Annotated in this window: 22 protein-coding genes and 2 pseudogenes; 12 read left to right on the top strand and 12 right to left on the bottom strand. The window is 64.2% G+C overall.

Annotation, left to right across the window (positions count from 1 at the left end):
* Positions 1-2: 2 nt before the first annotated feature.
* Complete coding sequence (locus tag AC1D1Y_RS14030; RefSeq protein ID WP_477682863.1) at positions 3-830, top strand: hypothetical protein; 828 nt, start codon at positions 3-5, stop codon at positions 828-830.
* A 44-nt stretch (positions 831-874) separates the two neighbouring features.
* A complete protein-coding gene (locus tag AC1D1Y_RS14035) occupies positions 875-1,345 on the top strand; it encodes an energy transducer TonB family protein (RefSeq protein WP_477682864.1) in 471 nt (156 codons plus the stop codon).
* A 16-nt stretch (positions 1,346-1,361) separates the two neighbouring features.
* Here the strand turns inward: AC1D1Y_RS14035 and AC1D1Y_RS14040 are convergent, their stop codons facing one another.
* The 6 genes and pseudogenes from AC1D1Y_RS14040 to AC1D1Y_RS14065 form a co-directional block, all read right to left on the bottom strand.
* Complete coding sequence (locus tag AC1D1Y_RS14040; protein WP_477682865.1) at positions 1,362-2,543, bottom strand: DSD1 family PLP-dependent enzyme; 1,182 nt, start codon at positions 2,541-2,543, stop codon at positions 1,362-1,364.
* Positions 2,544-2,569: 26 nt separating this feature from the next.
* Positions 2,570-3,247 carry a histidine phosphatase family protein gene (locus AC1D1Y_RS14045; RefSeq protein ID WP_477682866.1) on the bottom strand — a complete coding sequence of 226 codons (678 nt, stop codon included), beginning with the start codon at positions 3,245-3,247 and terminating at the stop codon, positions 2,570-2,572.
* A 195-nt stretch (positions 3,248-3,442) separates the two neighbouring features.
* On the bottom strand, positions 3,443-4,066 hold the full coding sequence (locus tag AC1D1Y_RS14050) for a DUF4136 domain-containing protein (protein ID WP_477677474.1): 624 nt from the start codon (positions 4,064-4,066) through the stop codon (positions 3,443-3,445).
* A 36-nt stretch (positions 4,067-4,102) separates the two neighbouring features.
* Positions 4,103-5,053, bottom strand: a complete 951-nt coding sequence (gene ttcA, locus AC1D1Y_RS14055) for a tRNA 2-thiocytidine(32) synthetase TtcA (protein ID WP_477682867.1) — start codon at positions 5,051-5,053, stop codon at positions 4,103-4,105.
* A 20-nt stretch (positions 5,054-5,073) separates the two neighbouring features.
* Positions 5,074-5,445: a dihydroneopterin aldolase gene (locus AC1D1Y_RS14060; RefSeq protein ID WP_477654964.1), complete on the bottom strand. Its 372-nt coding sequence runs from the start codon at positions 5,443-5,445 to the stop codon at positions 5,074-5,076.
* Between the two features lie 53 nt (positions 5,446-5,498).
* Positions 5,499-6,295: pseudogene (locus tag AC1D1Y_RS14065) on the bottom strand (SDR family oxidoreductase).
* Between the two features lie 84 nt (positions 6,296-6,379).
* Here AC1D1Y_RS14065 and AC1D1Y_RS14070 point away from each other — a divergent pair.
* Positions 6,380-7,486, top strand: a complete 1,107-nt coding sequence (locus tag AC1D1Y_RS14070) for a class I SAM-dependent methyltransferase (RefSeq protein ID WP_477682868.1) — start codon at positions 6,380-6,382, stop codon at positions 7,484-7,486.
* A gap of 23 nt (positions 7,487-7,509) precedes the next feature.
* Here the strand turns inward: AC1D1Y_RS14070 and AC1D1Y_RS14075 are convergent, their stop codons facing one another.
* On the bottom strand, positions 7,510-8,937 hold the full coding sequence (locus AC1D1Y_RS14075; RefSeq protein WP_477682869.1) for an MFS transporter: 1,428 nt from the start codon (positions 8,935-8,937) through the stop codon (positions 7,510-7,512).
* 113 nt (positions 8,938-9,050) lie between these two features.
* Between AC1D1Y_RS14075 and AC1D1Y_RS14080 the strand changes: the two genes are divergently transcribed.
* Genes AC1D1Y_RS14080 through AC1D1Y_RS14090 form a run of 3 tightly spaced genes read left to right on the top strand, consistent with a single transcriptional unit; the run spans position 9,051 to position 11,102 of the window.
* A complete protein-coding gene (locus AC1D1Y_RS14080) occupies positions 9,051-9,932 on the top strand; it encodes an AraC family transcriptional regulator (protein WP_477682870.1) in 882 nt (293 codons plus the stop codon).
* Positions 9,929-10,123 carry a DUF2905 domain-containing protein gene (locus AC1D1Y_RS14085; RefSeq protein ID WP_436156073.1) on the top strand — a complete coding sequence of 65 codons (195 nt, stop codon included), beginning with the start codon at positions 9,929-9,931 and terminating at the stop codon, positions 10,121-10,123. Before AC1D1Y_RS14080 ends, AC1D1Y_RS14085 begins: the two co-directional genes overlap by 4 nt.
* A 16-nt stretch (positions 10,124-10,139) precedes the next feature.
* The gene (locus AC1D1Y_RS14090) at positions 10,140-11,102 is read left to right on the top strand and encodes an ROK family protein (RefSeq protein ID WP_477682871.1); all 963 of its coding nucleotides are present in this window, start codon (positions 10,140-10,142) and stop codon (positions 11,100-11,102) included.
* A 676-nt stretch (positions 11,103-11,778) separates the two neighbouring features.
* On the opposite strand, the gene recJ is transcribed toward AC1D1Y_RS14090, so the two are convergent.
* Together recJ and AC1D1Y_RS14100 are read right to left on the bottom strand one after the other, a co-directional pair.
* Positions 11,779-13,512: a single-stranded-DNA-specific exonuclease RecJ gene (recJ, locus tag AC1D1Y_RS14095; RefSeq protein ID WP_477682872.1), complete on the bottom strand. Its 1,734-nt coding sequence runs from the start codon at positions 13,510-13,512 to the stop codon at positions 11,779-11,781.
* A 62-nt stretch (positions 13,513-13,574) separates the two neighbouring features.
* Positions 13,575-14,588 carry a hypothetical protein gene (locus AC1D1Y_RS14100; RefSeq protein WP_477682873.1) on the bottom strand — a complete coding sequence of 338 codons (1,014 nt, stop codon included), beginning with the start codon at positions 14,586-14,588 and terminating at the stop codon, positions 13,575-13,577.
* Positions 14,589-14,620: 32 nt separating this feature from the next.
* Between AC1D1Y_RS14100 and AC1D1Y_RS14105 the strand changes: the two genes are divergently transcribed.
* The 4 genes and pseudogenes from AC1D1Y_RS14105 to AC1D1Y_RS14120 form a co-directional block, all read left to right on the top strand.
* On the top strand, positions 14,621-15,874 hold the full coding sequence (locus AC1D1Y_RS14105; RefSeq protein WP_477682874.1) for a lipoprotein-releasing ABC transporter permease subunit: 1,254 nt from the start codon (positions 14,621-14,623) through the stop codon (positions 15,872-15,874).
* A gap of 7 nt (positions 15,875-15,881) precedes the next feature.
* Positions 15,882-16,637: a lipoprotein-releasing ABC transporter ATP-binding protein LolD gene (lolD, locus tag AC1D1Y_RS14110; protein ID WP_477682875.1), complete on the top strand. Its 756-nt coding sequence runs from the start codon at positions 15,882-15,884 to the stop codon at positions 16,635-16,637.
* A gap of 21 nt (positions 16,638-16,658) precedes the next feature.
* Positions 16,659-17,165: a hypothetical protein gene (locus AC1D1Y_RS14115; protein WP_477682876.1), complete on the top strand. Its 507-nt coding sequence runs from the start codon at positions 16,659-16,661 to the stop codon at positions 17,163-17,165.
* A 33-nt stretch (positions 17,166-17,198) separates the two neighbouring features.
* Positions 17,199-17,327, top strand: a pseudogene (locus AC1D1Y_RS14120) (lipoprotein-releasing system ATP-binding protein LolD); the annotation flags it as partial.
* Between the two features lie 161 nt (positions 17,328-17,488).
* On the opposite strand, the gene AC1D1Y_RS14125 reads toward AC1D1Y_RS14120, so the two are convergent.
* The 3 genes from AC1D1Y_RS14125 to AC1D1Y_RS14135 form a co-directional block, all read right to left on the bottom strand.
* Entirely contained in the window at positions 17,489-18,493 is a 1,005-nt protein-coding gene (locus AC1D1Y_RS14125; RefSeq protein WP_477682877.1) for a SecDF P1 head subdomain-containing protein, read from the bottom strand.
* A gap of 65 nt (positions 18,494-18,558) precedes the next feature.
* The gene (locus AC1D1Y_RS14130) at positions 18,559-18,966 is read right to left on the bottom strand and encodes a hypothetical protein (protein WP_477682878.1); all 408 of its coding nucleotides are present in this window, start codon (positions 18,964-18,966) and stop codon (positions 18,559-18,561) included.
* A gap of 1,228 nt (positions 18,967-20,194) precedes the next feature.
* A complete protein-coding gene (locus tag AC1D1Y_RS14135) occupies positions 20,195-20,548 on the bottom strand; it encodes an energy transducer TonB (protein WP_477682879.1) in 354 nt (117 codons plus the stop codon).
* Positions 20,549-20,926: 378 nt separating this feature from the next.
* Here AC1D1Y_RS14135 and AC1D1Y_RS14140 point away from each other — a divergent pair, with 378 nt between their 5' ends.
* Together AC1D1Y_RS14140 and AC1D1Y_RS14145 are read left to right on the top strand one after the other, a co-directional pair.
* Positions 20,927-21,202, top strand: coding sequence for a DnaJ domain-containing protein (locus AC1D1Y_RS14140; RefSeq protein ID WP_477682880.1), 276 nt, complete (start codon positions 20,927-20,929; stop codon positions 21,200-21,202).
* 45 nt (positions 21,203-21,247) lie between these two features.
* Positions 21,248-21,832 carry a hypothetical protein gene (locus tag AC1D1Y_RS14145; RefSeq protein ID WP_477682881.1) on the top strand — a complete coding sequence of 195 codons (585 nt, stop codon included), beginning with the start codon at positions 21,248-21,250 and terminating at the stop codon, positions 21,830-21,832.
* Positions 21,833-21,850: the final 18 nt, after the last annotated feature.

Genomic DNA, 21,850 nt, shown 5'->3' on the forward strand with positions numbered 1-21,850 from the left:
ACATGGGGCAGTGGGTGGCCCTGTCGACGGCGGCAGACCCGAAGGCGGCCTGGACGAAATCCAGTGCCGAGCAGCGCTTCTTCAACTCAACAGGCCTGGGCGTGACGGTGGCGGTCATGCTGGCCTATGCCCTGAGCGGTGTGGTGTTCGGCTACCTGCCTTTGTTTGTGCTGGAGGGCTTCGCCATGCTGCAGGGAACGGGCGCATGGCTTGGCTCGGCCGGGACCACGCTTCTGGCGCTGGGATGGGCCACGCACCTGGTGCAGCGCCACTGGTCGAACGCCTCGGCAGCCGCCTGTACGACGTTTCGCCACATCTGCTACGTTGCCGTGGCCACCTGCGTGTGTGTCCTCGCCCTGGCGGAAGTGTCAGGCGGGCCCCTTTCCAGACTTCGATGGAGCGGGCTGGCGCCCACGTCCGAATGGCTGTTCGCGCCTCTGCCCTGGATATGGCAACAACTGCTGCCGCTGGGATCGCCCAAGGTGACGGGAAAGTTTTTTTTCGCGGGCGGCGCAAGCTTTGCGCTGGCACTTTTCTTCCTCAAAATCGAGTGGCGAAGGGCGTTTATGTTTTTCTTTGGCGTGGCCACTTGCATCATGGGGTTTTATTTTCTGGGCGATGCCGCGCTTGACTACAGCGCGGCTCGTGGTCTGCCCGGCGCGTCACCGGACTATGCCAGGGAACTGAAAACCAACCCAGGCCGCTATAACGCCTGGAACTTTTTGTCCTGGCTGGGAGCGCTTGCCTGCCTGGCCTATGGGGTGCTCATGGTGTCCATATCCCTGGTCGTCCACGCGCATGACGCCGAAGCCTTGGCCGCGAGATCATGACGCCACGGTTTTACTTCCGGCTTTTCCCGAGGCTTGCGGATCGTATGCCTGCCGCCCTCCTGGGCCTGGCCTGCCTGCTGGCCGGCTGCGCGGCCACCGGCACTCCGCCCGCACCGCGCACACCCAACCCGGCCGTGCCGCTGGCGGCCACCTCCAGCCTGCCGGAATTTCCCGAGCTGTTCAAGCAGATGAGCAAGCTCTACGCCGACCACCCGCAGGCGCCGAAGATGCAGGACGGCGACGGCATGGGGCAGAAGATTTCCATCGCGCGCGTGCGCAAGCCGGGTGCGCTGGATGCGCTGCAGGCCKGGCGTGCGCAGGGCCTGCACGGCCGTGTCGTGGTGATTGCGCTGCTGGACGCCGAAGGCAAGCTGCTTGATGTGCGCGTGCTGTCGTCCACGCATGCCGAGTTCAACGAGGCGGTGCTGCAGTCGGCGCGTGAGGCCGAGTACCGCGGCGGGCGCATCAACGGCGCGGCCTCAGCGATGTATGCCGTCTACGGCGTGAACTTCTAGAGCGAGACCGGCTGCCTCAGGTCAGCGCGCCGCGCGCATCGACCCGGAAGATGCGCTGCACGGTGCCGCTGCGCAGGCCGCCCGTCACGGCGATCATCACGTCGTGCAGGTTCACGGTCGGGTCGCAGTGCCCCGGGATCAGCCACAGCATGCGGCCCAGGCCGGGCAGGCGGGTGCTGTCGCCGGCGGGCCGCAGGATGCCGTGCTCGTCGCCGCCGTTGAAATACTCAAGCTCGCTTTCGGCGTCGAAGGCATGCACCAGCGGCAGGCCGGAATCGATCGCATGGCTTTTGTGGCCGGCGTCGCAGACCGCGTGGCCGCCGTGCGTGCTGATGACCTGGGTCTTGATGAAGAGCGCGTGCTCGAACTGCGGCTGGGCCGCGTCGCGCTCGTTCTTTGCGTAGTCGGCGTCCATGAACATGAAGGACCCCGCCTGCAGTTCGCCGTAAACGCCGCTGGCCGCTTCCAGCATCAGGCTGCCGGTGCCGGCGCCGGTGACCAGGTCCACCGTGATGCCCTGGGCCTCGACCAGCTTGCGCGTGAGCACCACGGCCTCCACGGCCTTGGCGATGGCCTCGCGCCTTTCCTGCCCGCTGCGCATGTGCTGGGCCTTGCCGTGGTAGGCCTGCAGGCCGGCAAAGCGCAGGGCCGGGTGTTTTCGGATTTCCAGCACCAGCGTGACGGCGGCGGCGCCGGGCTCGACCCCGCAGCGGCCCTGGCCGACGTCGATTTCGACGAACACGTCGATCACGGTGGCCACGCCGGTGGCGCTGCGCGCTTCGGTCATGGCCTGAGCCAGGCGGATCACGCCTTCGGTGCTGTCGACCGCGATGGCGAGCCGGCCGCCCTGGGCCGCGAGCTTCTGGGCAAGGGCAGCCACACGCGCCAGCTTGGCGGGGGCGATGACCTCATTGCTGATGTAGACGTCAGTGACGCCGCCGGCCACCATGATTTCGGCTTCGGAGGTCTTCTGCACGCAGACGCCGACTGCGCCGGCGCGCACCTGCATCTTGGCCAGCGTGGCGCTTTTGTGCAGCTTGGCATGCGGGCGCCAGCGGATGTTGTGCTTTTTGGCGAACTCGGCCATGCGCGCGAGGTTGCGCTTCATCGCGTCCATGTCGATGACCAGGGCGGGGGTGTCGATGTCGTTGACCGGCTTGCCGATCAGCTCGGCCAGGCGGGTGGGCAAGGTGCTCATGAGGTGCGTCGTATCTCTTCGGGTCTTTATTGTGCGCTCAGCGGGTTGCGGGATCCGCCGCCGGGAAATGCACTGTCGTCCAGTGTGCCATCGTCCAGGTGTTGGGTGTCAGCCCAGCCGACGAGCGTAAAGCCTTCGGGTGTCCAAAGGAGGCGGTTGATGGCCGCATTGCCAAGTTCCCAGGTGCGCGGCGCCTGGATGTCCAGCCGCGTCGCGGCGCGGTAAAGCACGTCCATCACGCCACCGTGGCCGACCATCGCGATCAACTCGCCCGGGTGGGCAGCCGCCAGGCGCTCGGCCGTGGCGACCACGCGGCTGCGCAGGGCGATCAGGGATTCGCCGCCGGCGGGCGCGAATTCGGGGTCGCGCTTGCGCCAGCGCATGGACTGGTCGGGCAGCAGGGCCGCGATCTCGGCAAAGGTTTTGCCCTCAAAGTCGCCGAAGCCGCGCTCACGCAGGCCTTCCTCGCGCGTCACCTCCATACCCTGGATGCGGGCCAGGTACTGCGCGGTTTCCCAGGCGCGGGTCAGGTCGCTCGCATAGATGGCGCTGATGGGCTCGTCGGCCAGCGCCAGCGCCATGCGCTCGGCCTGCTTGCGGCCGGTCTCATTGAGCGGGATGTCCAGGTGGCCCTGGATGCGGGTGTCCACGTTCCAGGTGGTTTCGCCATGGCGAATGGCGATGATACGAGTGGGTTCAGTCATGGGCGATCAGTTTCTCAAGAAACGCGTAGCGCAGCAATTCGTGCCGGGGGTCGCGGCCTTCGCATAGTCGGGTGAGCGTGGCATCACCGCAACTCATGTCAGCAGGGGCCGCGGAACCGGCTTTGCCGGGCCGCAGGCGCAGCGCCCCCTCGGGGGGCAGCGCATTACACAAAGTGAAAAGCGTGGGGGCCACATTTATCGAGGAATCTCTACATTGATTCGGCGCGTGCCTGGTGGTGGTTGGGGAAAGCCGCGCAGGGCCGAGTCCAGCATGGCGGGCAGCACGGCCAGCGTGTCGCCCCAGACGCCGTCGTGCAGGGCTCGCGTCTCAAAAGTGACCTGGTTGGTCCGCAGGTCGCGCATCACGATGCTCAGGTCGCGCTTGAAATAAGGCGGCTCGGCAATCCCGCCGCCAATCGGAAACGACAGGCCGACCGAGGTGCCGCGGCTACCGCCGCCCACAAATACACCGGTTCCAAAGCCAAAGCCGCCGTAGGGACTGTAGCCATAAGGCCCGCGGTCGACGATCTGGGTGTTGGCCACGATTTGCACGCTGTATCGCGCGGCGGGCGGGTTGAGCTCCATCCCCACTTTGGCCAGCGCGGTGCGCGCCAGGCCTTCCACATGATCCTGCGAGCTGCCCGCGGCCTGCTGCGAGGGCAGGCGCTCAAAGCGATAAGGCGTGGCTGGCGCGGGAGGCGGGCCGTTCCAGTTGTAGAAGGCGGTGACGTCACTGTCGACCACGCGCACGGTGGAGCAACCAGTCATCAGCAAGGCCATGGCGGCGATGGAAAGAATCACTGCGAATGCGCGTTTCATAAGGCCTCCAGGGTCAGGTGTTGAAGGAAAGCGCCCTCAGCGCGAAGTGATGCCCACGACGGACAGTCCCGGCAGCGCCGGCTCGCGAAATTCCTCGGCGTCGAAGGCCTTGTCGCCGTCGGCGTCGGCCACACCGGTGGCCTTGATGCCCTTGAAGTCATGGCGCTTGTTGTCCATCAGGTGCGAGGGCACGATGTTCTGCAGCGAGGCGAACATGTTCTCGAGCCGGCCGGGGAATTTTTTCTCCCACTCGCGCAGCATGTTGCCGACCTGCTTGCGCTGCAGGTTTTCCTGGCTGCCGCACAGCGTGCAGGGAATGATGGGGAATTCGCGCACCTGGGCCCAGCGCGTCAGGTCTTTTTCGGTGACGTAGGCCATGGGGCGTATCACCACGTTCTTGCCGTCGTCGCTCACCAGCTTCGGCGGCATGCCCTTGAGCTTGGCCGCGAAGAACATGTTGAGGAAAAAGGTCTGCAGCATGTCGTCGCGATGGTGGCCCAGCGCGACCTTGGTGCAGCCGAGTTCGCCGGCCACGCGGTACAAAATGCCGCGGCGCAGGCGTGAGCACAGCGAGCACAGCGTCTTGCCTTCGGGGATCACGCGCTTGACGATGCTGTAGGTGTCCTGGTTTTCGATGTGGAAGGGCACGCCCAGCTTGCCCAGGTAATCGGGCAGGATGTGCTCGGGAAAACCGGGCTGCTTCTGGTCGAGGTTGACGGCCACCAGCTCGAAGTTGATGGGCGCGCGCTTTTGCAGCTTGAGCAGGATGTCGAGCATGGCGTAGCTGTCTTTCCCGCCCGAGACGCAGACCATGACCTTGTCGCCCTCTTCAATCATGTTGAAGTCGACGATGGCGCGGCCGACTTCGCGGCACAGGCGTTTTTCGAGCTTGTGGTCCTCGCGCTCTATCTTCATGCTGTTCTGCACGCGCGCGGAGCTTTCCTGCTGCTCGTACTCGGCCACGGCTTCTTCCCAGATTGCGCTCATATCGTTCGCTCCCATATCGTTCACCACTGTCCCGTCTCGACGCGAATGGCCACTTCGCAGTCGTCAAAAATTTCAAGTTTCGCGATCTTCACGCGCACGCCCAGCACGCCGGGCAGCCGCATCAGGCGATGCGCCAGCTTGCCGATCAGGCTTTCCAGCAAGTTGCTGTGCTCGGCCGTGCATTCGCTGATGATGATCTGGCGCACCTTGCGGTAGTCCAGCACATGGTGGATATCGTCGTCATGGGGCAGCAGCGGCTGTGTGCCCAGGTTCAGTTCGGCGTCGACCTGTATGGGCTGCGGCGCCGTTTTTTCGTGGTCCAGGATGCCCAGGTTGGCGTCGAAGCGCAAGCCGGTCAGGTTCAGGATTTGGGTGCCCCGGGTGTTGTACATGGCGCCAGTCTTGGTGGATGAGGTGGGGTGGTGTGTCAGCCGGTTCCGCCGGTTCACATCAGCGAAAAATCACGTTCGAACTTCATCAGGTGCTGGCCGCCGTCCACCAGCAGCGTGGTGCCGGTGATGGAGCGGTTTTCCAGCGCGAATTTGACTGCGGCCGCGACGTCGGCGGGCGTGGAGGAGCGGCCCAGCGGCGACAGCTTGTGCCTGGCCTCGAACTGCGCGTCGCTCAGCAAATGGCTGGTCAGAGTGAGGCCGGGCGCCACGCCGACCACCCGCACCAGGGGCGCGAGCGCCAGCGCCAGCATGGTGCCGGCCGCTTCCAGCGCGGCTTTGGAGAGGGTGTAGCTGAAAAAATCGGGATTCTGGTTCCAGAGCTTCTGGTCCAGCAGGTTGACCACGGCGCCCTGGACGCCTTCCGCGCTTCCTGCGCCTTGCCCGCCGCGTGCCGCGATGTGGGCGTGCAGCGCCTGCGCCAGCAGCACGGCGGCGCCGGTGTTGCTGTGCAGGTGCTTGTCCAGGGCCGCGAAGCCGAAACTGGCGGCGCTGTCCTGCTCAAAGGTGGAGGCGTTGTTGACCACCGCATCGACCCTCCCCATGCGCGSGCCACGGCCGGCAGCAGGCCGCGCACCGCGGCCTCGTCGCCCAGGTCCGCCTGGAAAGCGGCCGAGGCGCCGGCCAGCCTGGCGCAGTCGGCGACGGTGGCCGTCGCCTCGGCTTCGGAGTCTCGGTAATGCACTGCCACCTGCCAGCCGCCGGCCGCCAGCGCCAGTGCGATCTCGCGCCCCAGCCGCCGCGAGGCGCCGGTCACCAGGACCACGGGAGGAGAGGACGGAACAGGGTTCATGGGCGGGCGTCGAGGCTCAAAAAAGGTGGCGGGGCGCGGGATGAGGAGGCCGTGGGGATCGCCGACAATGGCGGGTGGTGACCCATGACCCCGACGACCGATACCCCTATTTTAACGACCAGCCTCGCCGCCCACATCGCCAAGGCCATTGAGGCCGCCGGCGGCTGGCTGGGTTTTGACCAGTTCATGGCGCTGGCCCTCTACACCCCGGGCCTGGGCTACTACGCGAACGATTCGCGCAAATTCGGCCTGATGCCGGGCACCGGCAGCGATTTTGTCACCGCACCCGAGCTGTCGCCGCATTTCGGCCAGGCCCTGGCGCGCCAGGCGGCCCAGGCCCTGGAAGCCACCGGCACGGCCGAAATCTGGGAGTTCGGCGCGGGCTCGGGCGCGCTGGCGCAGCAGGTTCTGGAGGCGCTGGGGCCGCGGCTGGAGCGCTACACCATCGTCGATTTGTCGGGCAGCTTGCAGGCACGCCAGCGCGAACGGCTGGCCGCCTACGGCGACAAGGTGCAGTGGGCGACGGCGTTGCCGCCCAGGATGCGCGGCGTGGTGCTGGGCAACGAGGTGCTGGACGCCATGCCGGTCAAGCTGCTGGCACGCCTGCACAACACCTGGCACGAACGCGGTGTGGTTCTGCATAAGGATGGTTTCCTCTACGCCGACCAGCGCACCGACCTGCGGCCCCCCTTCGAGGTGGAAGGCGCGCACGATTACCTTACCGAAATCCATCCCCAGGCCGAAGGCTTTGTCGCCACCCTGGCCGACCGCCTGGAGGCAGGCGCGGTCTTCCTGCTCGACTACGGCTTCCCGGAGCACGAGTACTACCATCCGCAACGCAGCATGGGCACCGTGATGTGCCACCGCGGCCACCTGGCGGACGCCGACGCGCTGGCCGACGTGGGCAGCAAGGACATCACCGCGCACGTCAACTTCACCGGCATCGCGCTGGCCGGCCAGGAGGCCGGGCTGGAGGTGCTGGGCTATACCAGCCAGGGGCGGTTTTTGCTCAACTGCGGCCTGGTCGACGGCATGGAAGATGCGCCGCTGGAGCAGCGCGTCATGGTGCAAAAACTGGTCGCCGAGCACGAGATGGGGGAGCTCTTCAAGGTCATCGCTTTTGGCGCCAAAGGCGGCCCGGTGTGGGAGCCTGTCGGCTTTGCCGCCGGCGACCGCATGCACACCTTGTAGTTTGCAGTTTCGGTTGCACCGCCCTAGGCATTTGGCCGGCGCAGCGTCAGCGAGATCAAGCCGCAAAGCAGGCAGATCGCCGCCGCTGCGAAAAATGCCGCATGGTAGCCGCGCAGCAGAGCGCCGGGCAGCGCGAGGTCCCCGGCCATTGCGTGGGCCAGGGTCGCCAGCACGGCCACGCCCATCGCGCCGCCCAGTTGGCGCGCGGTGTTGGCAATGCCGGAGGCCATGCCCGCATCTTGCGCCGGCACACCGCCGGTGACGGCATGCGTGGCCGACAAGATCACCATTCCCAAACCAAAACCTGCCAGAAGCGTGGGACCCAACACCTGCGTCAGATAGTCAGCCTGCAGCGGCAGAATGCCCAGCCAGGCCAGCCCCGCAGCGGCAAGCAGTGAACCCCAGAATGGCAGCAGCCGGCCTTCGCCTCTGGCCATGCTGCGCGAGAACACCAGCCGCGCTGCGGCCAGCACGATGCCCATGGGCAGCATGGCCAGGCCCGTGTCGTGCGCGGTGTAGCCGGCGACCTGTTGCAGCACGGTGGAGATAAGGTAGATCGAGGCTGTAAGTGCGGCGCCCAGGCACAACATCAACAGGTTGCCGGCACGAAGATTGGGCAGCTGGAAGATTGACAACCGCACCAGCGGATGGGCGCTGCGCGCTTCAATGGCAAAAAAAAGGCCCATCAGCACCACTGAGGCCGCCAGGGCGCCTGCGGCGTCCGGCGAGCCCCAGCCCTGGCCCATGGATTGCGTGATGCCGTAAATCAGCGCGCTGCAGCCCAGGGTGGCGGTGACTGCGCCCGGGATGTCCAGCGGTGGGCGCTGCGCGCGGATGGGCGGGGCCAGCAAGCTGCTTGCGACTCCGGCCATCAAAGCCAGCCCCACCGGCACATTGACGAACATGACCCAGCGCCAGCCCGCGCCGTCTGTCAGCAAGCCGCCTGCGACCACACCAAAGGCAAAGGCCGCCGAATTCAGCGCGGCCCACAGCGACAGGGCATTGGCCCGCGCCTGTTTGTCGTGGTGCGTTGCGGCCATGACCAGCGCCATCGACGAAGTGGCCAGCACCGAAGCGCCCAGGCCTTGCACGGCGCGGGCCACCAGCATCAGCGTGCCGTTGGCGGCCAGCCCACCGGCCAGGCTGGCCAGGGTGAACAGCGCCAGCCCTGCTTGCAGGACGGGCCTGCGGCCGTAGAGGTCGCCGGCGCGGGCAGCCAGCAGCATGCAGCCGCCGAAGCTCAGCAGGTAGGCATCGACCACCCATTGCTGGGCGATGGGTGACAGCTGCAGGTCGCGCTGCATGGCGGGCAAGGCTACGTTCACGATGGAGCCGTCCATGACCACCATAAAGGAGGCCAGGCAAGCCAGGGCGATCACCACCCACTGTGGATGTTGCGGGCGGACGAGGGGCGGCGGCGGGGTGGCAGCGGGGGTGCGGGAAGTGGACACGGTTATTCCTCTGGACTTGGATGAAGCGGCGCCATGCGCCGGGCAAACCAGTGTCAAAGCACCGCGAGAAAGTCTGGTAACGTTGTTTAGACTAAAAACAATGAATTTGAGCCATGCCTGCCTCTTTCGCCACCGCTGCTTCCTCTGCCGCCACGTCCCAGGACACGGAAACGCCCAACCGGGCGCTGCGTGAATTCAGCGAGCGCAGCGACGGTCCCGCGCTGTTCGCGGTCTGGGGCGAAGACAGGCCGGACAGCATGTTCCAGCTGGGCACGCGCGAGACCGGTTGGCACAGCCATGTGCGCGGCCAGATCTTCTGCATCGACAACGGGCTGGTGCATGTGCGTACCCGGCACGGTTCCTGGCTGTTGCCGCCGCACCGGGCCGGCTGGATCCCGCCCGGCGAGCCCCATATGGCCAGCATCAGCGGAGTGATGCGCGGCTGGAATATGGTGGTCACGCCCGAAGCCAGCCGCGGCCTGCCCGCCGTTCCCTGTGTTGTCGGGGTCAGCGAAGTGATGCGCGCACTGGTGCAACGCGCCGTCACCTGGACCTGGGAGGAAGAGCTCCAACCCGGGCAGGAGCGCATGATTGCCGTGCTGCTGGACGAGATGGCCCGCGCGCCGCACGAGCCGCTTCACTTGCCGATGCCATCCGACCGCCGCCTGCTGCGCATTGCCCGGGCCATCCTGGCCGGCCCACAGGACGCGCGCACCTTGGCGCAATGGGCGCAGTGGGCCGGTTTGTCGTCGCGCACGCTCAGCCGCCTGTTTTTGGCGGAGGCCGGCATCAGCTTTGCCCAGTGGCGCCAGCAGGCCAGGCTGGTGCATGCGCTTGAGCGGCTGGCTCGGGGCGAAGCCGTCGCAGCCGTGGCCGACGCGCTCGGGTATTCCACGCCCAGCAATTTCATCGCGATGTTCCGGCGTTGCTTTGGCGAGTCGCCGGCCCGCTACTTTGCCCACCGCCGTACCRAAGGCTCTAAACTGGCCCCATGATCCGCTGGTTCATCGTCATCTTCCTGGCCCTGGTGCTCATCAGCTGGTTCAGCCCGCTGCTGCAGAAGCTCGGCTTCGGCAAGCTGCCCGGCGACCTGCGTTTTCGCCTGTTCGGGCGCGAATGGTTCATTCCGCTCACCACCACCATCCTGCTGAGCTTTATCGCCAGCCTGGTCGCCAAAATTCTTTGAGGAAGCACTGCCCACCATGAAAGCCTGCATTGACCTGGGTGGTACCAAGATCGCGGTCAGCCTGATTGAAGGCGGGCAAGAACTCAGCCTGGCCCAGGCCTCGCTGGCTCTGCAGTCCCGTCGCGTGGAACCCACCGAAAAAGCCGGCCCGCCCGACACCGTCGCGCGCCAGGTGCTGCGCATGCTGGACCAGGCCTGTGAGGCCGCCGGTGTCCGCGAGCAGGACATCACGGCCGTCGGCGTGTCGTCCTGCGGACCCTTTATCGCCGCAAACGGCATGCTGGAAATTTCCAATCCCAATATCTGCGGCGGCATGGCCGGCCCGGCGCGCGGCCTGCCCAACGACTGGGTCAGCGTGCCGCTGGAAGCGCCGCTGCGCGGCCGTTTTGCCGAAAGACTACGCCTCGAAAACGACGGCATCGGCGCCCTGCAGGCTGAGCGCCGCTGGGGCGCGCTGCAGGGGTACAGCCACTGCGCCTATGTGACCTGGAGCACCGGCATAGGCTTCGGCCTGTGCGTGGACGGCCGCATCCTGCGCGGCAAACACGGCAACGCCGGCCACGCGGGCCACACCTTTGTCAGCGACCAGAGCGACGCCCTGTGCGGCTGCGGCAACATGGGCGACCTTGAAGGCGTGGTCGCCGGCAACGCAATCGCACGGCGCTTTGCCGGCGCGGGCTATCCCGGCGCCTCCGCGCTGTTCGCGGCCGCGCAAGCCGGCGACGCGGCCGCGCAGGCCATCGTCGACGAACTGTGCCGCGTGCTGGGACGTGGCCTCTACAACATGGTCGCCACCCTGGACCTGGAACGCATCAGCCTGGGCGGCGGCGTGTTCTGGAATCACCGGGAGTATTTGTTGCCGCGCCTGAGCGCACAGATCCATGGCAAGCTGCCTGCGTTGACGGATGAGTTTGAGCTGGTGCCGGCTGGCTTGGGGGAGAGGGTTGGGGATTTTGGGGCTTTGGCGTTAGTAAGCTGAGCTTGCCGGGTCTTGCGCCGGCTGTCCGCGCTTCCTCTGTTCTCTTTGCTTAGGTCTGCTGGCCGGGGATTGCCCGGCGGCAAGTAACTTTCTTTTGCTTCGCCAAAAGAAAGTCACCAAAGAAAAGGCGACCCGCAGTCTGGGTCCCCTACGCTGCGCTACGGGGCAACCTGCGGTGCTCGAGCCAAGCGGGGTCCGGCTAAACTCGCCTTCGGCTCAGACAACGCCGGCCCTGATCCGCTTGTCTCTGCGCTCCTCGGCCCAGCCAGGACGGGGCAATCGGGAGCGGGGACAAAAATACAAAGAACAAACCAAGACAAACAAGGACTCGCCAAGGCGAGTCCTTGTTTCTTCTGTATTTGGTATTTGTATTCTTAATCCCCACCCCTTGTGGATGCGCCGAGGAGCGCAGGTTCAGGCGGATCAGGGATCGCGTTGTTTGAGCCGAAGGCGAGTTTAGCGAGACCCCGCCTGAACCGAGCACCGCAGGTTGCCCGTAGCGAAGCGAAGGGACGCAGCAACCAGGGTCGCCTTTTCTTTGCTTATTTTCTTTTGGCGAAGCAAAAGAAAGTGAGTCGCATGCCGGGCGATCCCGGCCAGCAGGACCCAGCAACAAGCGCACGGCAAGAACAAGCAAGGCTTCGACAAGCTCAGCCCGAACGGTTGGGGGGCAGCCTCAGCCCGCCGGAATCTCCGCGCCCTCGACCAGGAAACGCACCCGCTTCACGCCCTGCCACTCGTCCGCATCCAGCCGGAAGGCCAGCTTGACCCGTGCCGGCAGCGCCTCGGTATGGCCGAACCAGATACCGTCCACCGGCTGGCCCTGGTGCTTGAGTTTGAGCGCCAGGTGTTTTTCGCCGACCAGGCGCTGCGACACCACTTCCACGATTTCGCTGAAGGTCGGCGCCGCAAAACCCTGGCCCCAGACCTCCTTGTGCAGCGTGTCGACCAGGTCGGCGCGCCGGTACTCGGGCGCCAGCGGGCCGTCGGTGTCCATGCGCCGCGTCAGCGTGGCCGCGTCCAGCCATTCGTGGGCCACCTGCTGCAGCGCCTGCTCAAAAAGCTCGAAATTTTCCTCGGCAATGGTGCAGCCCGCCGCCATCGCGTGGCCGCCGAAGCGCAGCATCACGCCAGGGTGGCGCTTGGTCATCAGGTCCAGCGCATCGCGCAGGTGAAAGCCGGGGATCGACCGGCCCGAGCCCTTGAGCTCATGCTCCTTGCCCGGTGCCTGGCTCGCGGCAAATACAAAGGTCGGCCGGTGCAGCTTGTCCTTGATGCGCGAGGCCACGATGCCGACCACGCCTTCGTGGAACTCCGGGTCGAAAATCGCGATGGCCGGCGGCGGCTCCTCGTCCTCGTCGATCATCGCGTCGGCCGCCAGCTGCGCCTGCTCGCGCATGCCGGCCTCGATGTCGCGGCGCTCGCGGTTGATGCCGTCCAGCGTCTTGGCGAGTTCTTCGCCGCGCGCAGCGTCGTCGGTCAGCAGGCATTCAATGCCCAGCGTCATGTCGCTGAGCCGGCCCGCCGCATTGATGCGCGGGCCCAGCGCGAAGGCGAAGTCAAAAGTGGTCGCCACCGTCGCCTGCCGGCCCGCCGCGCTGAACAGACCCGCCAGGCCGGCCGGCAAGTGGCCCGCGCGTATGCGCTTCAAGCCTTGCGCCACCAGGCGGCGGTTGTTCGCGTCCAGCTTCACYACRTCGGCCACGGTGCCYAGCGCGACCAAAGGCAGCAGCGCGTCGAGTTTTGGCTGATTGGCGGCATCGAACAGGCCCCGCGCCCGCAGCTCCGCCCGCAGCGCCAGCAGCACGTAAAACATCACGCCGACGCCGGCAATCGATTTGCTCTCAAACGTGCAATCCGGATGGTTGGGGTTCACGATCACGTCGGCCTCGGGCAGCACCACGATCCCATCTTTGAGCGCCGGCAAGTGGTGGTCGGTCACCAGCACCCGCATGCCGAGTTCACGCGCGCGCGCCACGCCGTCCATGCTCGCGATGCCGTTGTCCACCGTCACCAGCAGGTCGGCGCCGCCGGCCTTCACGCGCTCGGCAATCGGCGCCGTCAGGCCGTAGCCGTCGGTCACGCGGTCAGGCACCAGGTAGCCCACATGTTGCGCGCCCAGCAGCTTGAGGCCGCGCAGCGCCACAGCGCAGGCCGTCGCGCCGTCGCAGTCGTAATCGGCCACGATGCAGATCTTTTGGCCGGCGGCCATCACGTCGGCCAGCAGCTTGGCTGCCTCCTGCGCGCCGCGCAGCGACGAAGGCGGCAGCAGCCGGCCCAGGCCGTCGTCGAGTTCGTCAATCGAATGCACGCCCCGCGCCGCATACAGCTGCGCCAGCAGCGGGTGGATGCCGGCCTGTTGCAGCGCCCAGACGCTGCGCGGCGGGACTTCGCGTACCTGGATTTTCATGAGGGGGTCAAAACTCTCTATATATATGAGGGGGTGTCTGGGCGCAGGGAATGCTGGGCGTTTTACAGCCGTTCCAGCACGGTCAACAAAGGGGTGGGGGACAGGGCGCCAGCGATTTTGGCGAAGAAACCCTGGCTAGCCGTTTCAAAGGTCGTCGCGCCACGCTCGCCGCACAGCGTCAGCCGCACAGCCTCGCCCGCGCGCTGGCGTGCCAGCAGGGCGGCGATTTCGTTCGCATCGAGCGCCGCCCAGGCCTGGGCATAGGCCGCCCAGTCGTCGGCGAACACGGCTTGCGCCAGGCTGCGCGGCGCGGCGGGCGCCTCGCCGGGTGTGTAAGCAGCCGCCAGAGCGCCCGTGCCGCTAAGCCAGAAGGAATTGACCGGCAGCTGGCGCCGCGCCGCGCGCTCGTCATTGAGCGCATGCGTGTACAGCAGCATCTGCATCTCGTTTTGCAGCAGCTTCATCTTGCGCGCCGTGCTGTTGGCATCGTTCTTGTCCTGTTTGGGCAGCCAGGGGTCCACATTGCGGCCCAGCACCCGGTCCAGCGAGGCGGTCGGCAGGTGGCGGAACAGCTCGCCCTCGGCCAGCCAGCGAGCCGGCCCCAGGGCTGGCACATAGTGAAGCGTGATGCCGTCGTCGACGAAATAAGGCTGCATGGCCGCCAGCAGCGAGCGTGATTCACCTTCCTGCAGGCCCAGCGCGGCCGGGTCCGTCAAGGTCGCATGCTCGCGGCCCATGGCCCAGTGGCAGGGCGTGATCCAGGCCCAGGCTTTGCCGGTAGAGGCCGGCAGGTGCAGCGCCGCATCGCGCGCCGCCCAGGGAATCAGCCCGTCCGCCGTGCTGGAATCCGCCAGGCTCAGTGCCCTGGCCAAAGCCCGTTCATGCGGCGGCGACAGCGTGTGGGCATCGGCTTCATCAGTGTGCACTGACTTCATGCCCTTCAGCAGCAGGCCCAGGTTGCGCGTGCTGTCGGCCGGCAAGGTCTTCATCGTGGGCAACCAGGCCTCCGCGCTGCAGGCCGCGAAGGGAAGCAGTAGCTGCGGCCCTGTGAAAGGGGTGGGGGAATTGGCTGACATGGGGCTATTGTCCGGGATGCAACAATACCCGCATGCAAATCCCTTATGAGCTGATCCTCGGCTGGCGCTATACCCGCGCCGGCCGCGCCACCCGGCGCAACGGTTTTATCTCTTTTATCTCGGGTGTCTCCATGCTGGGCATCGCGCTTGGCGTCGCGGCCCTGATCATCGTGCTCAGCGTGATGAACGGCTTCCAGAAGGAAGTGCGCGACCGCATGCTGGGCGTGATCTCCCACATCGAGGTCTTCGCCCCGGGCGGCGTGGCGCTGCCCGACCCCGCCAAGACCCTGGCCGAAATCAAGGCCAACCCGCAGGTCACAGGCGCCGCCACCTTTATCGCCGCGCAAGCGCTGCTGGCGCGCGGTGAAGACATGAAGGGCACCATCGTCCGCGGCATAGATCCGGCGCTCGAAGGCCAGGTCACCGACCTCGCCGTGACCTCGGCGCCCACGCTGGCCAAGCTGGTGCCCGGCAATTTCGGCGTGGTGCTGGGCGGCGAACTGGCCCGCGCCATGGGCGTGCGCGAAGGCGACACCGTCACCCTGATCGCGCCCAGCGGCCAGGTCACCCCGGCCGGCGTGGTGCCSCGCCTGAARCAGATGACGGTRRTGGGCACSTTTGACTCCGGCCAYTACGAATACGACTCGGCCCTGGTCATGATGCACCAGGAAGACGCCGCGAAAATCTTCCGCCTCGAAGGCCCGACCGGCATACGCATACGCCTGAAAGATTTGCACCAGGCGCGCGAGGTGGCTTATGAATTGTCGAGAAGCCTCAGCGGCGACCTGCTGATACGCGACTGGACGCGCCAGAACAAGACCTGGTTCGCCGCCGTGCAGCTCGAAAAACGCATGATGTTCATCATCCTCACGCTCATCGTCGCGGTCGCGGCCTTCAACCTCGTCAGCACCCTGGTCATGACGGTCACCGACAAGCGTGCCGACATCGCCATCCTGCGCACCCTGGGTTCCAGCCCGAAAAGCATCATGAAAATCTTCATGGTGCAGGGCGCGCTGGTCGGTGTCATCGGCACGCTCTCCGGTCTGCTGCTGGGCCTGGGCATCGCCTTCAACATCGACGTCATCGTGCCGGCCATAGAGCGCGCGCTCAACGCCAGCTTTTTGCCCAAAGACATTTACCTGATCAGCCGCATGCCCAGTGAACCGCAATACGCCGACATCATGCCCATCGTCGTCATCTCCCTGGTGCTGTCCTTCCTGGCCACCATCTACCCCAGCTGGCGCGCCAGCCGTGTGAACCCAGCGGAGGCTCTCCGCTATGAATGATCAAAACATGAGCTCAGCTTCCCCTTCTTCACCCCCTCTCCCCCTGGGAGAGGGCAGGGGTGAGGGCCAGCGGCCTCAACCCAACAGCGGCGAAGTCGTCCTCAAAGCCCAAGCCCTCACCAAACGCTTCCACGAAGGCCGTATAGACCTGACGGTGCTTCATGGCGTCGACCTGCAAGTCCACGCCGGCGAAACCCTGGCCATCGTCGGCGCCTCGGGTTCCGGCAAAAGCACGCTGCTGCATTTGATGGGCGGCCTGGACGCGCCCACCAGCGGCCAGGTTGAACTCAAGGGCCAGACGCTCTCGGCCCTGTCGCCCCAGCAGCAGGGCGACCTGCGCAACAAACACCTGGGTTTTGTCTACCAGTTCCACCACCTGCTGCCAGAATTCAGCGCCCTCGACAACGTCGCCATGCCCCTGTGGATACGCCGCGAGTCGCCCGCAGAATGCGCACGCGTCGCAACAGCGATGCTGGCCGCCGTAGGCCTCAAAGACCGCATCCACCATCGGCCCGCGGAGCTGTCAGGCGGTGAACGCCAGCGCGTCGCGATTGCACGTGCACTCGTCACGCGGCCAGCGTGCGTGCTGGCCGATGAGCCAACCGGCAACCTGGACCGCAGCACGGCCGACGGTGTGTTCGACCTGATGCTGCAGCTGGCGCGCGACCACGGCACCGCGTTTGTGATGGTCACGCATGACGCCACGCTCGCGCAGCGCTGCGGGCGCCAACTGAGTCTTGTCAGCGGTTTACTTCAATCGTAAAAAAGAGGGAGAGAGAGAAGCATGGGAAAACTGAACTGGAAAATCCTGATGCTCGCGCCGGCGCTGGCTGTGTTGCTGGCCTCATGCGCAGGCTCGAGCGTCACCAGCAAGGCGGTTGCCGCCACTCAATTCAAGATCACTGCGGCCCAAGCCCGCTGGGACCGATTTGACAGCATCACCATGCGCTATCCAGGCAGCGCCCAGATCAATCCGTCGCGCGAAAAAGTGACCCCACTTCTGGATGCCTTTCTCAAAAGTGCCCCACGCCAGGTCGAAGCTGAACTCGCGAAGAACGGCGTGCCAAAAGGCACGGCATACACAGTCGAGCTGACACCAGGGGTGTTGAGCGTTGCCGCAGGCGGCGGCAGAAGTTTCGAGGTTTCCGTGATCGTGCGCGACGCAACAGGCGCTTCGCGTGGCTACATCAGCATCCTCTCTTACGGCCCGGCCGGCATGGAGCCCGAGGCTTATGTCGAATCGTTCAGCCGCATGCTGGTAGACGAGCTGAAGAAGGCTGGTTGGCTATAAGCGGGGGAAGCCGCACGGGTCAGGCGCCGGGTTGAGCTGATGCTGCAACTCGCACGTGACTTCGGCACGGCCTTTGTACTGGTCACGCATGATGAAACGCTGGCCTCGCGCTGCGGGCGGCGGTTCAGATTGATGTCGGGGCGGTTGTCGGAGTGGGGTTGATTTGCTGCGTCGATAAGTGACGTGCTTGTCGAGGGTCGTGTTCTATATCGTTCCCAACGTGGGGTAACTTCCGAGATGACCGGCGCACAAATCGCGACTGCGCGGAGCGCTAAGACGCATTTGTGCATCCGTGTCGATTGAGCTGTTAGCCTGCAGGCGATTCACTTCGGTGCACCAAGTAAGTCTGCGGCGAGAGCCTGGGCCTCTTCCAACGCTGCGTTCGGCAGGCACATACTGAGTTTGTCACCTAGCACTCCGGCGACGCGCGCGTAGACAACGACACTTTCATTCACAACGACCGCGAGCATTGAACCGAGGTTTGCTTCAGTCCATCGACGCATAGCGGCCGCGCCTTCTGGCGAGAAGGTCAATCGAACTGAAGGTTCTTCGGGGCCCAGCCCAATCGCCTCGCAATCCCAAGATGCAATAGCGCTGGTTACTTGCTCTTCGGTTAAGAGGGCTGTTGTGTCAACCCACACGGGCGAGGATTCTCCTCGTCGGGGCAGTTGTCTCATTCCCGGCCGAGAAGTGTCACCCGCTGAAGCAACCTGAAGGCTAGCTCTAGGAGGTCCCTGACGCGGAGCACTATCCTGAAGCCGAGATTCTTTTAGGATCTTCGCGAATCGATCGACCCGCTCCCAAGCTTCAACTGGAACTTGAACGACCCAACATGCGCCCGCCAAGTACGCGGAGAATTCGCGCCGCTGTGTTGAAGTAGTCGTGGGCGTCTCAATTTGATAGGACACTGTCACCTCTCTGTCGGAGAGATAGCTGCGTCTGCTCTCGATCGCTCGCACTTCCGAAATCCGCCAGCCCTTTCGCAGCTGCTCACCTCCTGCCAAAAACCGACCCACCAACTCCTGGTCAGAGGCCGTTTCGATTCGCTGTTGCGTCCAGTCTGACCCGAGAAGTCGATTCCTGAATCGCGCTGAATCGGGAGAGTATCTGTCGTCAACAATCTGCTGAAGGCGAGCACGATACTGCTTAAGGTTACGAGGCTGAATGAGTTCGACAGTTCGCACAGCATCTTCGACGCTCCAACGCGCGAAAGTCACAGCTGCCTCTTCGGGGCCCTTCATGCAGACATTGGCAGCGCTGGAGAAGGTCGCGCCGATTGCCATGCTCAACCCGAGCCCGGTTTTTAGAAAGACTGAGTAATGCCACATAACTTGATTCTGCAGGCTAACGTGAGCGTTCAGCGGGCGGCGGAGCCGTCCGCTGCAGCAAAAGGTTAAACGTCATGTTCGCGCCTCTCGTCCGCCGTGACCCGCTGCACTGAGTACGGCTCGATGGATGATGGCCAAAATCCCCACGGCCCAAAGCCGCCACGCCCCAAAGACCCTACAGGCTTGAGCGAGGCGATGCTTTGAACAACTCCATATACCCGGACGCGCTTGCCTACCCAACGCTGAAGGGCGTTTGTATTCAGCTGCAGACTCCCGTTGTCAGGCGCGAGCCAGACCGCCGGCTCGTACGAATCCTCGCCGTCGACCAACTTGCCACGCCTATTCACCTTTGGATAGTGCAGCAATTCGTAGCCCTCGGCATGCTCGGCAAGCACGCCCTCAAGCTCGACCGGCTTTCCATCAAACTCATTGAGACCGGCCAGGAGGTCGTTGACGGAACGGTGGTGGGTCATGACGTTTAACGTTTGACATGAGTGGCGGCGCGCGGCTTGCCGGGCGGCGTCCTCTCGATGGAAGGGTTGGGTATCGCGTGCCTCAGTTCCGATTCTCTTCGCGCAACTTCGCAACGAAACTCTGCACAGCCTTTTCGAGAAGAGGACCTGCATTAGGCGCCTCTTGTGCAACAGCACCGGTGACGATCGCGACTCGGCCCTTGATGTTTACAAGCTCTGTATATGCGTGGCGACCATCTGGCTGTCGGAGAGACGCGCAGATTCTGTCAGGCTGGTTGCAAGTAATCTGCTCCTTCTTGAATTCACCGGAGAACTGCCGTTTGACCGACTCGAACCGTTCCGCCTGTATCGGCAGTGGTCCTGGTCGCGTGTCATCTAGGACGATGACTAGCTGATTCGCCTCAGGCCGCTCCGCCGTTGCGTTGCTCGGAGTGAAGGCCCCTAAGAAAAGGCTTGCATTCACGGCTGGCCCAAGACGCTTGTCAGTTGCGGGATCAAGCAACAGAGGTTGCCAACCCGAAGGCGCACTTATGGAGAGAGAGCTTTTGGGTGTGCGGCCGACACGGAGTCCTGTTTCTCCGCGAGGCTCGCAACGTGCATTCCCTTCAACTGGAACTCGAACCGAGACGGAGCGAATCCGTGTAGGTTGTTTGCTCCCTGTCCCTGTCGCTGTCGAGGGGAGTAACTGTCGATCAAGAAGCAACCATTCGCCTTCAATCTGATACCGCATGATTGCCGGGGCCGCTTTGGGTTTTGCGGTGGAGGAATCTAGTGCCGTCACCCGAAGTTGTCCGGGCTCGACAACTTCGTAGGCTGAGAGACTTTCTGTTCTTCCTATATCTGCTTGGCAACGGGAAAAGACTTGGGCCACGGTGTACTGAATGACGCAGTCACCATTCGTCTGTCGGAGGCTGCCATCTGGCATTGTCATTTCGACTTGCTGACTTCGCCAACAGCCTTCTAGCGGAGTGTTTTGACCTGCGAAAGCCACGCCGCATACACACAGCAGTGTCAGAAATGTTGAGCGCCCCACAAGGGTTGTTTGCACGAAGGTTCCTTGAGCTACCGAGTACCGATTTCGAAAACTTGTCGACGTTGATTCTGAGATGCCGGACGTAAAAATGACCGGACCACCACCCTTCGCGGCGAATCCGCCTCCTGCAGATGTGAGTCCGCGTCGATTGACAAGTTAGATGCGAAATTAGGTAGTCCTAGCATGATCTGACGTCTATTCCAATTTGAATGTGATCGAAGTTTCGAACCACATTGCGCTTGACACGCCACGGATACTACCTGGCTCGAATCTGAAGCAGGACGCACCTTCTACGGCCGCCTGATCCAGCCGCGTGTACCCGCTCGACTTCGCGACGTGGATTTGAGTTGGCACTCCGTCAACCTGTACCAACATCTTCACAAAGACCACCCCGGATTCTCCAAGTCGTCGTGAACGGTCCGGGTACACCGGCTTGCAGCCTTCCTTCGGCCGAAGCTCCAGTGGTACGGTACTGGATTCTGCCAAGACGGTCGTACAAACAGTTGCCGCGAGAACGAGCGTGAAGAGACGGCGCATTTGCAAGAGCATCTAACGTAATGTTTACCGCAAGGTCTGCGGTATAACCTGGCCGCCAAAAAAACCAGCCAAGTGCTTGTTATTAAAAGACTTATTGTCCATTGTGAGTTTTGTTCAGGTCGATAAAAAGAATACCCAACCCCGCAAACCGATTCTAGGGGGGCATTGCGGTTACCACCTCCTCAATATGGACGAGCGCAGCTGTACCTGCGGCCGACCTGCGGGCCGCAAGTACGGCACAAGGTCAATTACCGCCCACCAGCCTGCACGGCGCCGGACAGGCATAATCCTTGATCCCTTCGCCGCGCGCGCAGGCGTATCCCCTCACTTCGTGAGTCTTTCAACATGCCGTGCAGCTCCCTGCCTGCGGTCCAGACACAGCACCTTCGCATGACTGATCACTACACCGCCCTCGGGCTGGACAGCGCGGCAACGCTGGCCGATGTCAAAAAAGCCTTTCGCCAGAAGGCCTCCTTCTGGCACCCGGACAAAAATGCCGACGCCGAGGCGCCCGGGCGTTTCAGGGCAGTGCAGCAGGCCTATGAAGTGCTGTCGGATGCGGACAAGCGCCAGGCCTATGACGACAACCGCCGCCGCAACCTGCTCGACAGCCCGATAGATACGGCGCGTGCCATCTGGGCCGATTATTTCAACCCGCTGCTGTGACCCCGGCTGACCCAAAGAAGAACACCCCATGAAAAACCCGTCAGCATGAGCGTCTCCCCCTATTTCCTCGACCTGCGCTCGGCCTACCAGTCCGAGATGGATGACCTGCGATTCGACTCCGAGGGGCGCGACGTGTTGCACCAGCGCCTGGCCGGCAAACGCCAGGAGATGGCCTTTCTGGTCCAGATGATGGACACCAGCCCCGAGATGGTGGCGGTGGTGTTTCACCAGGGTTTCGATTTCACGGGAAAAGCCGTGATGGAACACCTGCTCACCCACGATGACGATGTCGATGGCTTTCCGGCCTGGGGCAGCCTGGCGGATGGCTTTGTGCTGGCGCCCTGGGCCCAGGACCTGGCGCACATCGTGTTGCAGGCGCCCGGCGGGGAGAAATTCCTGACGCTGACGGCGGGGCTGGAATACATGGCGGGCCTGCCGGTGGCCCCGTCCATCGTGAGCGCCGAAGATGACGATGGCGATGACGACGAAGACAGTGATGAGAACGGCGAACAAAACGCCCCGGTGATGTTTGAGGGCGATGACGAGCGTGAGCAAAGCGGCGATGCCCGGGCACGCCACGAGGCAGGTTCCGACTGGCTGGTCCAGCAGGGCTTTGACGCCAAAGACTGATCAAAGACTGATGCAAGC

The organism is Polaromonas sp. P1_G1 (genome assembly GCF_056405595.1).